General features: G+C 65.3%; 9 protein-coding genes. 3 read left to right on the top strand and 6 right to left on the bottom strand.

What is annotated here, in order from left to right; all coding sequences use genetic code 11:
* The first annotated feature begins 193 nt into the window (after window positions 1-193).
* The gene (locus tag JOE69_RS17030; protein WP_309800790.1) at window positions 194-2,758 is read left to right on the top strand and encodes a DNA gyrase/topoisomerase IV subunit A; all 2,565 of its coding nucleotides are present in this window, start codon (window positions 194-196) and stop codon (window positions 2,756-2,758) included.
* Between the two features lie 19 nt (window positions 2,759-2,777).
* Here the strand turns inward: JOE69_RS17030 and JOE69_RS17025 are convergent, their stop codons facing one another.
* The 6 genes from JOE69_RS17025 to JOE69_RS17000 all read right to left on the bottom strand — a co-directional run bounded on the left by JOE69_RS17025 (window position 2,778) and on the right by JOE69_RS17000 (window position 11,782).
* Window positions 2,778-3,098 (bottom strand): DMT family transporter, encoded by a 321-nt coding sequence (locus JOE69_RS17025; protein ID WP_309800788.1) that lies wholly within the window; start codon window positions 3,096-3,098, stop codon window positions 2,778-2,780.
* A gap of 33 nt (window positions 3,099-3,131) precedes the next feature.
* Window positions 3,132-4,103 (bottom strand): GNAT family N-acetyltransferase, encoded by a 972-nt coding sequence (locus tag JOE69_RS17020; protein WP_309800786.1) that lies wholly within the window; start codon window positions 4,101-4,103, stop codon window positions 3,132-3,134.
* Window positions 4,104-4,164: 61 nt separating this feature from the next.
* A complete protein-coding gene (locus JOE69_RS17015) occupies window positions 4,165-5,673 on the bottom strand; it encodes a DUF5979 domain-containing protein (RefSeq protein ID WP_309800784.1) in 1,509 nt (502 codons plus the stop codon).
* A gap of 114 nt (window positions 5,674-5,787) precedes the next feature.
* Window positions 5,788-9,102 (bottom strand): thiol reductant ABC exporter subunit CydC, encoded by a 3,315-nt coding sequence (gene cydC, locus JOE69_RS17010; protein WP_309800782.1) that lies wholly within the window; start codon window positions 9,100-9,102, stop codon window positions 5,788-5,790.
* Between the two features lie 10 nt (window positions 9,103-9,112).
* The gene (gene cydB, locus JOE69_RS17005) at window positions 9,113-10,114 is read right to left on the bottom strand and encodes a cytochrome d ubiquinol oxidase subunit II (RefSeq protein WP_309800780.1); all 1,002 of its coding nucleotides are present in this window, start codon (window positions 10,112-10,114) and stop codon (window positions 9,113-9,115) included.
* A 48-nt stretch (window positions 10,115-10,162) separates the two neighbouring features.
* Window positions 10,163-11,782: a cytochrome ubiquinol oxidase subunit I gene (locus tag JOE69_RS17000; RefSeq protein ID WP_309800779.1), complete on the bottom strand. Its 1,620-nt coding sequence runs from the start codon at window positions 11,780-11,782 to the stop codon at window positions 10,163-10,165.
* A gap of 132 nt (window positions 11,783-11,914) precedes the next feature.
* Between JOE69_RS17000 and JOE69_RS16995 the strand changes: the two genes are divergently transcribed.
* Both JOE69_RS16995 and JOE69_RS16990 read left to right on the top strand, forming a co-directional pair.
* The gene (locus tag JOE69_RS16995; protein ID WP_296361488.1) at window positions 11,915-12,286 is read left to right on the top strand and encodes a BlaI/MecI/CopY family transcriptional regulator; all 372 of its coding nucleotides are present in this window, start codon (window positions 11,915-11,917) and stop codon (window positions 12,284-12,286) included.
* 22 nt (window positions 12,287-12,308) lie between these two features.
* Window positions 12,309-13,262, top strand: a complete 954-nt coding sequence (locus JOE69_RS16990; protein WP_309800776.1) for a M56 family metallopeptidase — start codon at window positions 12,309-12,311, stop codon at window positions 13,260-13,262.
* Window positions 13,263-13,310 lie beyond the last annotated feature (48 nt).

Here is a 13,310-nt window from a genome sequence, read left to right as displayed (position 1 = left end):
GGCTGCCCCGGCGCGCGGGCCCGTCCCGGCGTCCCGACCGGCGCCCGGACCGGCGCCCGGAGGGTTCGGCTCCGAAGGCCGGCAGCCGCGCTAATCCGCGGATTCCGGCCCCTTGCACCATAGGATGTGAGTTGCGCATGTATTGCACGCGCGCAACCCGCATCCACACGTACACGGCAGGAACCCGCAGAGCATGGCAAGGCGCACGCCACCGAAACCTCCGGAAACCGGAGACTTCACCGAGAACATCATTGACATCGATGTGTCCCAGGAAATGGAAGGTTCCTTCCTGGAGTACGCCTATTCGGTGATCTACTCCCGGGCGCTGCCCGATGCCCGGGACGGCCTCAAACCGGTGCAACGCCGCATCCTGTACATGATGAGCGAGATGGGCCTGCGGCCGGAGAAGGGCCATGTGAAAAGCGCCCGGGTGGTCGGCGAAGTGATGGGCAAGCTGCACCCGCACGGCGACGCCGCGATTTACGACGCGATGGTCCGGATGGCGCAGGACTTCTCGCTGCGGCTGCCGCTGATCGACGGGCACGGCAACTTCGGTTCGCTCGATGCCGGCCCGGCCGCCCCCCGGTACACCGAAGCCCGGTTGGCCGCCGCCGCACTGACCTTGACCGATCACCTGGACGAAGACGTCGTCGACTTCGTGCCGAACTACGACAACCAGCTCACCCAGCCGGAAGTGCTGCCGGCGGCCTTCCCGAATCTGCTGGTCAACGGCGCCACCGGCATCGCGGTCGGCATGGCCACCAATATGGCGCCGCACAACCTGATCGAAGTCATCGCCGCCGCACGGCATCTGATCGACCACCCGGACGCCACGCTGGATGACCTGATGCGCTTCGTGCCCGGGCCGGATCTGCCGACCGGCGGCCGGATCGTGGGCCTGGACGGCATCCGCGACGCCTACGAAAGCGGCCGGGGGTCGTTCAAGACCCGCGCCAAAGTCGAGGTGGAACAGCTCAGCGCCCGGCGCACCGGATTGATCGTCACCGAGCTGCCTTACACCGTCAGCCCGGAAAAAGTGATCGAGAAGATCAAGGACGCGGTCACCGCCAAGAAGCTCCAAGGCATCTCGGACATCATGGATCTGACCGACCGCAACCACGGCCTGCGTCTGGTGATCGAACTCAAGAACGGCTTCAATCCGCAAGCCATCATCCAGCAGCTCTACAAGCTCACGCCGATGGAAGACTCCTTCGGGATCAACAACGTCACCCTGGTGGACGGCCAACCGAAGACTCTGGGCCTGGTCGAGCTGCTGAGCGTCTACGTGTCGCACCGGATCGATGTGGTGCGCCGGCGGACCGCTTTCCGGCTGCGCAAGAAGCAGGACCGGTTGCACCTGGTCGAAGGCATGTTGATTGCGATCCTGGACATCGACGAGGTCATCCAGATCATCCGCACTTCCGACGAGACCGCCGCGGCCCGGGAACGTTTGATCGCGATCTACGACCTCAGCGAATTGCAGGCCAACTACATCCTGGAACTGCGGCTGCGTCAGCTGACCAAGTTCTCCCGGATCGAATTGGAAAAAGAACAAGACGAACTCCGCCGCGAAATCGCCGAGCTGGAACGCATCTTGGGTTCCGAGTCGGTCCTGCGCGCCCTGGTCTCCGACGAGTTGGCCGAAGTCGCCGCCAAGTACGGCACCCCGCGGCGCACTGTGCTGCTCGAATCCGAAGCGGTTTCGGCCACCGTGGCCAAAGCCCTGGCCGCAACGTCGGCCAGCAGCAAGGCCGCGCCGCTGGCTTTGGAGATCGCCGACGACCCCTGCTGGGTGCTGCTGAGCAGCTCGGGACAGATCGCGCGCACCAGCTCGCGCGAGCCGTTGCTGGATTCGGGCGGCCGGGTGAAGCACGATGTGTTCCGTTCGGTGATCGCCACGAGTGCCCGCGGCGAAGTCGCGGCGGTGACCTCGGCCGGCCGGATGCTCCGATTGCAAGTGCTGGACATGCCGGTGCTGCCGCCGACCGCCGGCTTGCCCAATCTGGCCGGCGGTGTGCCGGCCAAGGAGTTCATCACCTTGCTCAAGGGCGAAAGCCTGGTCGGCTTCGTGCCGATCGACGCCGTGGTGGCCCTGGGCACCAAATACGGCGTGGTCAAACGGGTCACCCCCGAGTACCCGCTCAACCGTGAGGATTGGGAGGTGATCGCGCTCAAGGACAAGGATTCGGTCGTGGGCGCGGCGGCCGCGAAGGACGACGACGAGTTGGTCTTCATCACGGAACAGGCCCAATTGCTGCACTTCGCGGCTTCCGCGGTCCGACCGCAAGGCCGTACCGCGGGAGGCATGGCCGGGATCAAACTGGGTGCCGGAGATGCGGTGCTCAGTTTCACCGTGGTTCCGGCCGGGGATCCGAGCGCGGTCGTGGTGACCGTCTCCGGCAGCACCGACGCTCTGCCCGGCACTGCGCCGGGTTCCGCCAAAGTCAGCGATTTCACCGAGTATCCGGCGAAGGGCCGGGCCACTGCAGGGGTCCGGGCACACCGGTTCCTCAAAGGCGAAGACGTGCTGCTGCTGGCCTGGGCCGGTCCGGGGCCGGCCAAAGCCGCTTCATCGGCCGGGGTGGCCCGGGCGCTGCCGACCGAACACGGCCGGCGTGACGGGTCCGGGATTCCGTTGGCGCAATCGATCGATGAGATCGGGCCGACGCTGCACCAGAGTGCGGCTGAAGAGCCGCCAGCCGCCACTTCGGACGCCGGCGCCGATGCACAACCGATGCTGCCGGAATCTGCCGAATGAGGTTAATCTGGAGGGCCGGCTAATGCCCGCCGTCCAGATTGAGCGCGACCACACCGGCCACGATCAAGCTGATCCCGATGATTTTGGTCAGGGACAGCGGTTCTTTGAAAAGCCAGAAACCGATCACCGCGATCACCGCGGTACCCACCCCGGACCAAATCGCGTAGGCGGTGCTCACTGGGACTTCGCGGAGCGCCAGGCTGAGCGAATAAAACGACGCGCCATAGCCGATCACCACACCGACCGAGGGCCAGAGCTTGGAAAAGCCGTCGGAGACCTTCAGTAGTGAGGTGGCGATGATTTCGCAGACGATCGCTACCGCGAGGAAAACATAGGGCATTTAGGACTCCCGGTTGCAAGGGTTGGAACGTGCCTAGAGTACCAGATCCAATGCCATCGACCGGTGCGTCGGGCGGTAGCCCATTCGGTCGTACAGCCCCACCGCTCCGGTCGGACTCTCGGTGTCCACGTCGAGGGCGGCATAGTCCATCCCGGCTTCCGCGAAACGCTGCAGCGCATCAGCGAGCAGTGCGGCCGCGATCCGCCGGCCCCGGTACTCCCGGCGGACGCCGAGCAACTCGGTGTAGCCCTCGCGTCGGCCGAACTTGGTGAGCACTTCATCGTCATAGCTGGCCAATTGGTAGCCGACTACGTCTCCACTGCCGGCGTCGAGCACCACCGAACTCCAGTCGGCCCGGAACTGCGGATGCCCCACCGTGTTCGCCCAGGCTTCGGCGTCCCGGGGTTCCGAGCCCCAATGATCGGCGAAGGCAGCATTGTGCGCCAGCCGGACCGCTTCCGACTGCTCCGGCCGGTACCGGACCAACTGCAGGTCTGGCGCCAAATCGATGTCCGGGATGGCTTCGGCCAACGGCCGGCGCATCTCCGAGAAGTACCGGACCACTTCGAAACCCTGGGCGGCATAGAGCGCCCGCTGGGCAGCATTGTCCGCTTCGAGGAACCCCCTGGCCCGCGCCGGGCTCTGCCCCTGCTCCGCAAACCGCTTGGCGACTTGCCGGAGCTGCCAGCTGAGCACGGCCGAGCCGATCCCCCGGCGTTGCCACTGCGGGTCCACCCCGCCGAAGACGTGGGCCTTGTCGCCCCCGGGGTTCTTCGACACCCGGCCGAAGGCGCGCGGCACGCCGGATTCGTCGAGACCGAGCAGCGTGTTCTGCCGCGGATCGTTCTTGGCCGAACTGAGTGCATTGGCCAGATCTTCCGGCTGATCATGCCAAGGCGGTTTTTCGGCCTCGGAAATCCGCAACACGAGTTCGTACCAAGCGGCCAGATCGGCTTCGGTGATCGGACGGAATTCGAGTCCTTGTTCCCGGCCAGGCAGTGTCATACCGCAACGCTATCCTGCTCGGCGTCGGCTGTGGAACCTGCCAAGTCGCTCGAATTCGTACTCAGCGACCGCTGCTCCGCATAGTTCTCGAGCCATAGGCCACTGCAGCTGTGCCGCTCAGCAACAGCAGAGCACCAAGACCCGCCAGCCCCAAACCGTTGCTTCCGGTCGCGGCCAGTTCGTCCCCGGAGGAAACCGCAACAGCCGGGACCACGGGGTCCGGCGCCGAGACGGTGAAGCTGCTCCGACACCAGTTCAAATCACTGCCCCTTCGCGCAGCAATTGGCGTCGTTACCTGGTACATCACGCTCACGAAGCACTCTCCCGGGAAGGATGTGTATCTGAGTTCGAACGTCTTCCCCAATGCAGTCAGATCGATTTGCACCTGGAATCGCAATTCGGGAACCACGGTACCGGGCAACACACCTGCCTTCCAGACGATCATCTGCGACGTGGAATTAGGAAAGCTCTGCACCTGGGCAGTGCCAAGGTTGGTCGTCAGGGACCCCGGAACCAAAGTTGCCGACGTGCCCAGATTAGCCAACGAGATCCGAGGCTCCACCGGAAGCTGCGAGCTTGCCAAGGCCGGGTCGAATCGCAGGGTAAACCCCATCGGCTGCCCCACGGTAGCCTTTCCGCCCCCATCCGCCACCAACTTCAAACCCGGGACTGCGCCGTTTTGCGACACGATCTGCGGGCCCAGAACCACCTGCAGAGTGACCGTCATCGGGGCCTGGATCGTAAACTCGACGAACTGGAATTCGTTGATCGGAGTCAGTTCTTTGGTGTACGGGCCACCTTCAACTGAAAGTGTGCTGCTGAGGAACGAAGCCGTGCGGTTCTCCCGGAACAACGGCGATGGCTCTCCTACCGAGCAGGTACTGCCAACCGGTGGATTATCGCGCGCATCCGGAGTCGCAGTGCCGTTCGGCGGCACCGAAACCGGCTGGTTCGCGGTGAGCGGGAGGGACTGGCCGTCCGGCGCGGTGCAACTCCAATTGAAGTCGTATTTCCCCCACAACGGAGCCGGATTACCCTGCAGATCCACGACATTGACCTTGAACGTCAGATTCAACGGAGCCGCAGGCTCCGCAGCGGGTTCCTTGGTTTGATCAGTCGGCACCGGCTCGGCAACCGCATTTTTGACCATCGGCGCCCGCACCGCGAATACCACCGGCTCCGCAGCCTTGGCCGGCACGGTCTGCGTCGGCGTTTCGATCGCGGGCTGGGCCCAGACCGAGCCCGGAGCAGCAGCCGGAGGCTGCGCATCCGGGTCGACCGAAATCGTGCACGAGGCACCTTCGGGAGCTTCGCTGACCCGGGCCTCCTTTGCCGCAGTGGCCGACCATTTCCCGGTCAACGCGGGCGCATCGCCCAGCACGCAGGACCAGGTTCCAGTCACCGTCCGGTCCAGCGACGAAGCTGCAGCGTCCGCATCCACCGCCGTCACCCGCACCGTGAATCCCGTGTCTTCTGCGGCCGTCGCAACCGGCAAAGCCACAAATGCCGGAGTAACCAATACCGCACTGGCGCCCAACAAAGCGACACCAGATCTGAACAGGCTCTTCATCGCGAACTTCTTATTAGTCCAAACCAATTCCTAACGAAACGATAACATCATCGTCAAGATCCGCTGCGAATAATCAGGATTCCTGTGCTCGTTCGCGCGCGGAAGCGCTGCGGCTCAGCGCCTGGCAGGCTCGAGCGTGCCGAGGTCGAGCACCGCATCCCCGGCGCTCCGGTCGGCCACATGGTGGGTGATCAGCACTACCGCTTTGCTGGCCAGGCTGCGCCGCAGATCGGCCATCAGCTCGGCAGCGGATGCCCGGTCCAAATGCGCCGTCGGCTCATCGAGCAAAACGATGTCGGCCCGGGTCAGCAATGCCCGGGCCACCGCGATTCGCTGCCGCTGACCACCGGAAACCAATCCGCCGGCCACGCCGAGTGGGGTATCCAGTCCCCGGCTGAGCCCGCCAAGCCACTCGCCCAGGCCGACCTCGGTCAAAACCCGGGTCATCTCCTCTGCCGACGGGGCATCCGCTTTGGCTCTGGCCAAAGCCAGGTTCCCGCGCAGGCTCGAGTTGAACAGATGGGCTTCCTGCGGACACCAGGCAAGCTTTCCGTTCACGGCCAGCCGCCCGCCGAGCACAGGCGTGAAACCCATCAAGGTCGCCAGAAAGGTCGACTTGCCGGATCCGGAAGGCCCGGTCACAGTCAGCCAATCCCCGGACGCCAGATCCACCTCCAGCGCCTCGGCCACCGTGCTGCCCTGCCAGCCGATCGCCAGGGCTTCGGCCTGGATCGCCCGGCCCGGTGCCGCGATGGGGACCACCGGAAGCTCGGGAACCTGCAGTTGGGCGCCGAGCGACCGGGCCATGCGCCGCAGCAGCGGCAAGCCCGGCGCTGATTGCACCAAGGGCGAGAACGCATCCACCAACCCCAATTGCAGGAGCACCAGCGCCACCAGCACTTCCGGTCGGAGTTGGCCGGAGCTGAGAAACGGAGCGCCGATGAACACCATGCCCAGCGCCGCCAGGCAGCCGAACAAGGTCAGCGCCGCCATGGCCAGCCCCTCGGCCCAAGCTCCGCGTTGCGCCGAGGCAGTCGCACCGCGGTCCACCGCGGAGAGCCGGGCGAGCAGCGGCCCGTCTACCCGGTTCGTCCGCAGTTCCGCGGCCGCACCGAGTAGCACCGTGAGACCGCGGAACAGTTGATCGCGTTGCTGTTGTTCCAACCGTACCGAGCGCCGATCCGCCCAAAGCGCCAACGCCGGAGCCGCCAGTGCCGCGCCGAGGACTACGGCCAGCTGCAGTCCGAAACCTTGCGGGAACAGCAGCGAAGTGCAGATCAGGACCGCGACCGAAGCCAGCACTGCGGTGACCGGCGGCAGCAGCACCCGGGGCATCAAGTTCCGGAGTTCGTCCACTTCGCCAACCAGCCTCGGCAGCACCGCCTCTCCCCTGCCCAAGGCCCGGTTCCCGGGCAGCGTTTTGGCCAAGGCGTCCCACAGCCGCCCACGCAACCGGTCGGCGGCGGCGAAGACCGCTTGATGGGTGCTCAGCCGTTCCAGATAACGGGAAACCGCGCGCAGCAGACCGAAGAACCGCACCCCGACGATCGCGGTGAGCAGATACAGGATCGGCGGCTGCTGGCTCGCCCGGACGATGAGCCAGCCGGAAAGCGCAGTGAGCGCCAGACCGGCCAAGGCGGCCAAGACGCCGAAGCCCACCGCACCCAGGAAACCCGGCCGCCAGGGTTGCAGAACCCGCAGCCAGATCCGGAACGTCGATCCGGCCCGGGACCTCGCCTGGCCGCTTCCGATATCAGGGTCCGACTGTGATTCAGCACCGGCCTCGGCAGCAGACAGCTCCCGAGCTGCCGGATTCCCGGCCGGACGGACTGCTGGTGCATCCGCAGCCGGCTGCGTCCGGAATTCCGGGACCACCGGCCCGGCCAACTCCAGATGCTGGTCGGCGAGCGCCACGACGCGCGGATCGTGGCTCACCAACAACACCGTGACCCGGCCGCGCAGCGAGACCAGAGCCGCTTCGATCAGTCGCGCTGAAGCAGCGTCCACATGGGCCGTCGGTTCATCAACCAGGACCACGGTGGCTCCCGCCTCCACCCGGAGCAGAATCCGCGCCAAGGCGAGCCTCCGGAATTGCCCGGGACTCAGCGAGGCCGGGTGCTGCGCTTCTCGTCCAGCCAGTCCCACCGCGGCCAAGGCAGCAGAGATCTGCGCCTCCCCGCTGGCACCCCACAACACCAGTTCATCGGCCGCAGTGGTTTCGGTGCTGCCCGGGTTCTGCGGCAGCCATGCCAGCTTTTCCGGATCGAGGCCTTGCACGCTGCCGGACATCTCGGCATCCGCAGAGGTCACGGTCCCGGCCAGCACACCCAACAAAGTCGATTTGCCGCACCCGCTCGGGCCGGAAATTGCACAGAGCGAGCCCGCAGGGATTCGGAGGCGGACGCCGTTCAAAGCCGGTACTGCCCGGTCCAAGTAGCGCACGCTGAGCCGCTCGACCTGCAATCCCGCAGCGTCCGGCCCGGAATGCTCCGGCAAGCGACGGCCCGCCGGCGCGGCCAGCTCCTTCCGGCTGCGACGCAAGGCCTCGCGCCCGTCGTCGCTGGCATGGAACGCCGAGCCGAGCTCCCGGAACGGCAGGTAGCAATCCGCGACCAGGATCAGCACCAGGAGTCCGGTCCCCAGACCGAGCTGGCCGTAGACCAGCCGCACGCCGATGAATACCGCGACCAGCGCCACCGACAGGGTTGCGATCAGTTCCAAGGCCAATGCCGACCAGAAGGCGACCCGGAGCGTCGCCATGGTAGTGCTCCGGTATGCTTCGCCCAGTTGGTCCAGGGCCGCACGCTGCTCTTTGGCCCGGCGCAACCCGATGAGCACCGGCAATCCACGGGCGAGTTCGGCGAGCTGCCCGGACAACCGCAACAAGGCGCCGGTCGCCGCACTGACTTTTTCTTCGGTGTACCAGCCGATCAAAGCCATGAAGATCGGAATCAGGGGAATCGTGAGCACTACGATGAGCGCACTGACCCAATCGGCGGTCAGGATCCGGGTGCCGATCACCAGCGGCACGGTCGCCGCGCTGACCAGGGCCGGCAGATATTGGTTGTAGTACCCGTCCAGGGCGTCCAAGCCGTTGCTCGCCAAAACCGAAGCTCCGCCAGCCGCCTCGGTGCGTTTCGTCCCGGCCTTGTCCAGCCAATTGCGGGTCAGCTCGGCGCGGAGCTTCTCCTTGGCACCGAGCCCGGTCCGTTTCGCACTCGCCTGCACGGCCCATACCATCGCAGCGCGGAGCACCACCGCGGCCGCGGCAACGCCCAAGGGACCGTTGACCGGACGGCCCTCGATCGAGGCCATGATCGCATTCGCCAGGCCGTCGGCGAAAACCACCATCGAGGCGGCTTTGAGCGCGTTGAGCACCCCCAGGAGATAGAGCCCCGGCAGACTGGAACGCGGAATTTCGGGTTTCATCTGCCGGTCCTCAGTGCGCCGGCAGGCTTCGGCTGCTGATCCGCTTGCGGAACACCCAGTAGGTCCAACCCTGGTAAGCCAGCACCAGAGGCACGCCGAAGCTCGCGATGATGCTGATCAGGCCCAAGGTATAAGGCGAGGCCGAGGCGTTCTGCACGGTCAACGAAAAGTCCGCGGAGAGCGTCGAGGGCAGAACATTCGGGAACAGGTTGAGGAAGATCGTGGCCATCATGCTGAGCAGGAACACGCCGCAACCCACGAACGCCCAGCCTTCACGCCGCCGGGCAGCCGCGATCACCGCGAAGCCCACCGCCAGCACGCCGAGCAGCAGCAACGCCCAACCGAGCGGCTTCTGGTTCGACAGTTGCACCGCCAGCCCCCAGGCGAGCAATGGCAGCAGCGCGAAGGGCGCCGCCCGGCGGAACAGCTTGCGGGCGCGTTCGCGCACCGTGCCATCGGTTTTGAGCGCCAGGAACGCCGCGGCATGGACCACGCAGAAGAGCACTACCGCAGCACCGCCCAGCACGGCATAGCCGTTGAACCAGGCGAAGGCGCCGCCGATCCGGTCTCCGTTCGCGTTCAACGGCAGCCCGGTGCTGGTCAAAGCCAATGCCGCGCCGACCCCGAAGGCCGACACTGCCGAGCCCAGCAGGATCGCCCAGTCCCAGACTCCGCGCCAGCGCACCGCATCGACCTTTCCGCGGTACTCGAAAGCCACCGCTCTGAAGATCAGGCCCAGGAGCACCAGGATCATCGGCAAGTAGAGCGCCGACAACAGCGAGGCGTACCAACTCGGAAACGCCGCGAAAGTCGCGCCGATCGCCGTGATCAGCCAAACCTCGTTGCCGTCCCAAACCGGCCCGACGGTATTGAGCAGCACCCGGCGCTCGGCATTGTCGCGGGCGAACAGCTTCATCAGCATGCCGACGCCCAGGTCGAAGCCTTCCAGGAACAAGTACCCGGTCCACAGCACCGCGATCACCACGAACCACAAGGTGGGCAGGAAATCCATCAGAGTGCTCCGTTCGTCTCGGGTTTGCGGTCAGTATGCCCAGTGACATTAATAGGCGAAGGCGAGCACATCGTCGTCGTCCTTTTTCTGGTTTTCAGCGTCGCCGTCGTCGGCTTCGTCGTCCGGGTCCGGTGGCGGCGCCGCCAGCTCCGGCATCGCGGAGGCCACTCCGCCTCGGACATAACGGAACAACAGGAACACTTCGACCACCAACAGCGCCGCGTAGACCACGATGAAGGCCACCAACGAGAAGACCAGCTCGCCCACGCTCACCCCCGGCGATACCGCCGCCGCGGTGAACATGAAGACTTGGTCGATGCCGCTCAATTGCGGATTCGGCGCCACCACGAAGGGCTGCCGGCCCAACTCCGTGAAGATCCAACCGGCCGAGTTGGCCCCGAAAGGCGCCAGGATGCCGAAGACCGCGAGCCGCATCAGCCACTTGGATTCCGGCACAGTGCCGCGTCTGGCGATGAAGAAGGCCACGAAGGCCGCCAAAGCCGCGATCCCGCCGAAGCCGATCATCATCCGGAATCCCCAGTAGGTCACCGCCATCACCGGAACGTACTGGATCGGCTGGCCGGCCCGGTCGCCGTAAATCGGATTGTCCGGCAGGTTGGTCCCGTATTTCGCCTGGTATTCCGGCAGCAGGGTGTTGACGCCCTTCACCTCGGTGTCGAAATCGCCGTGCGCCAAGAAGGACAGCAGACCGGGGATTTCGATCAGCGCCGCGACGTCATTGCAGTTTTTTGCGCCGACGTCGCCGATCGACAGGATCGAGAAGCTGGTGCCGTTCTGGCAGGCGGCCTCGGCCGCGGCCATTTTCATCGGCTGCTGTTCGAACATCAGCTTGCCCTGCAAATCCCCGCTGATCGCGGTTCCGGCAAAAGCGATCATCGCGACCACGGCGCCGATCCGCAAGGAACGGATCCAGACCTTGTGGTCCGTTTTGTCCCGCCCCGGGTACTGCATCTTGCCGTCCACGACGGGGCTTTCGCCTACCACCACGCGCTTTTTCGCGTCCACGGTGTCGATGCCCAGACGCCGCCGTTTCCAAAGGTGGTACCAGGAGATGCCGAGCAGGAATCCCCCGGCCACCGCGAGTGCACCGAAAATCGTGTGCGGGAAGGCCACCAGCGCGGTGTTGTTCGTGAAGACCGCCCAGGCATCGGTCATCCGCGGACGGCCATCGACCATGGTGACGCCCACCGGATGCTGCATCCAGGAATTGGCGACCAGGATGAAATAGGCGCTCACCACGGAGCCGAGCACCGCGATCCACAGGCAAGCCAGATGCAGCTTCGCCGGGAGCTTCTTCCAGCCGAAGATCCACAAACCGAGGAAGGTCGATTCGATGAAGAAGGCAAGCAGGGCTTCCATCGCCAGCGGCGCCCCGAAGACGTCGCCGACGAACCTGCTGTATTCGCTCCAGGCCAAGCCGAATTGGAACTCCTGAACCAGGCCGGTAGCCACCCCGAGGATGAAATTGATCAGGAACAACTTGCCCCAGAACTTGGTCATCCGCAAGTATTCGGGCTTCTTGGTTTTGAGCCACACGGTCTGCAGAACTGCGACCACCAGACCCAAGCCGATGGTCAGCGGCACCATCAGGAAGTGGTACACCGTGGTGATGCCGAATTGCCAGCGGGCGATGTCGAGGGCTTCCATCCCATCCTCTTCTACGTCTTGTAGAAATATAACTTCTACACAGTGTAGAACATTTTCTACTGGTCGTAGAAATAACCCGGGAAACAAGCTACATTGGTATCTGCAGCAATGGCAGACGAACGAAGGACGAGCATGGCGACACTGGGTGAACTGGAGCGATCCGTAATGGATCTGCTGTGGCAGCAACCCGAGCCGCTCACGGCCAACGAGTTGCGGGATCTGCTCTCGCACCTGGAGGCTTCGCACGGCAAAGAACTCGCGGTGACCACGGTTTTGACGGTGTTGTCGCGATTGGAGAAAAAGGGGCTGGTGGAACGTGAACGGGACATCCGTCCGCACCGCTACCGCTCAGTGACCTCCCGCGCGGAGCACACCGCGGAGTTGATGCACGAAGTGCTCGGTTCCGCTCCGGACCGGGAAGCCGTTCTGGCCCGCTTCATCGGCTCGGTCTCTGCAGACGAAGCCACAACGCTGCGCAAGCTGCTCGAACGCAGCGGGGACTGACCCCGGTTCAGGGAGGATCTCCTTGAGCCTGGATCCGCTCACCGTCGCTGCTTGGGTGCTGGCCGCCCTGGCGGTCATTTTGGCCTGGCCCGCACCGGTACTGCTCTCCCGGGCGCAGTGGCCCCGCCGCTCGCCGGCCAGTGCGATGATCCTCTGGCAGGCGATCGGCCTGGCCGGCGGACTGTCGATGATCGGCGCCATGCTGACCTGGGGCCTGGCGCCCTTGGGCAGCAACATCTTCTCGGCCTCGCACCGGCTGATCGACATCGTATTCTTCAACGCGCCGATCGGCGGCCTGCGCTTCTGGCACGCCTTCGCCCTCTCCGCGGCCGGACTGCTCGGCGCGCATCTGCTGTTCACCTTGCTGCTGACCTACGTGCGGATCCAACGGCAACGCGGCCGGCACCGGGAACTGCTGCTCCTGCTTTCTTCGCCTTCGGCAGAACAGCCGGGCACGGTCGTCATCAACCACCGGATGCCGGTCGCCTATTGCCTGCCCGGCGGGGCCAGATCGGTGACCGTGCTTTCCGACGGGTTGCTCGAACTGCTCAAGCCCGAAGAACTGCGTGCCGTGCTGACCCATGAAAATACGCACCTGACCCAACGGCACCACCTGCTGCTCTGGGCTTTCGCCGCCTGGAAATCCGCCCTGCCCTGGTTGCCGACGTCGAAATTGGCCCAGCGCTCGGTCAACGAGCTGATCGAAATGCTCGCCGACGACGCGGCGCTGACCGTGGTCTCGGAGCCGGTCCTGGTCCGCTCCATCGCCCTGGTCGCCTCGGGCTCGCTCGAGGGCAGCAGCCACGCGGTCCCGCTGGAAGGTTTCGACACCGAAGCCACCACCGCCTCGCGGATCCAGCGGTTGATCAACCCGGAACCGCCCTTGAGCACCCCACTGCAGGCCCTGGTACTGGCCGCTTCGGTGCTGCTGCTGGCGGCGCCCACCGCGCTGCTGGTCCTCCCCGCCCTGGGCTGAACCTCCCGAACCCCGCAGCCCCAAACCCTGCGCGAGTGCACACTTGGC

Source organism: Arthrobacter russicus, from assembly GCF_031454135.1.
GTDB classification, from domain to species: domain Bacteria; phylum Actinomycetota; class Actinomycetes; order Actinomycetales; family Micrococcaceae; genus Renibacterium; species Renibacterium russicum.
This window is presented reverse-complemented; position numbering and strand designations above follow the sequence as displayed.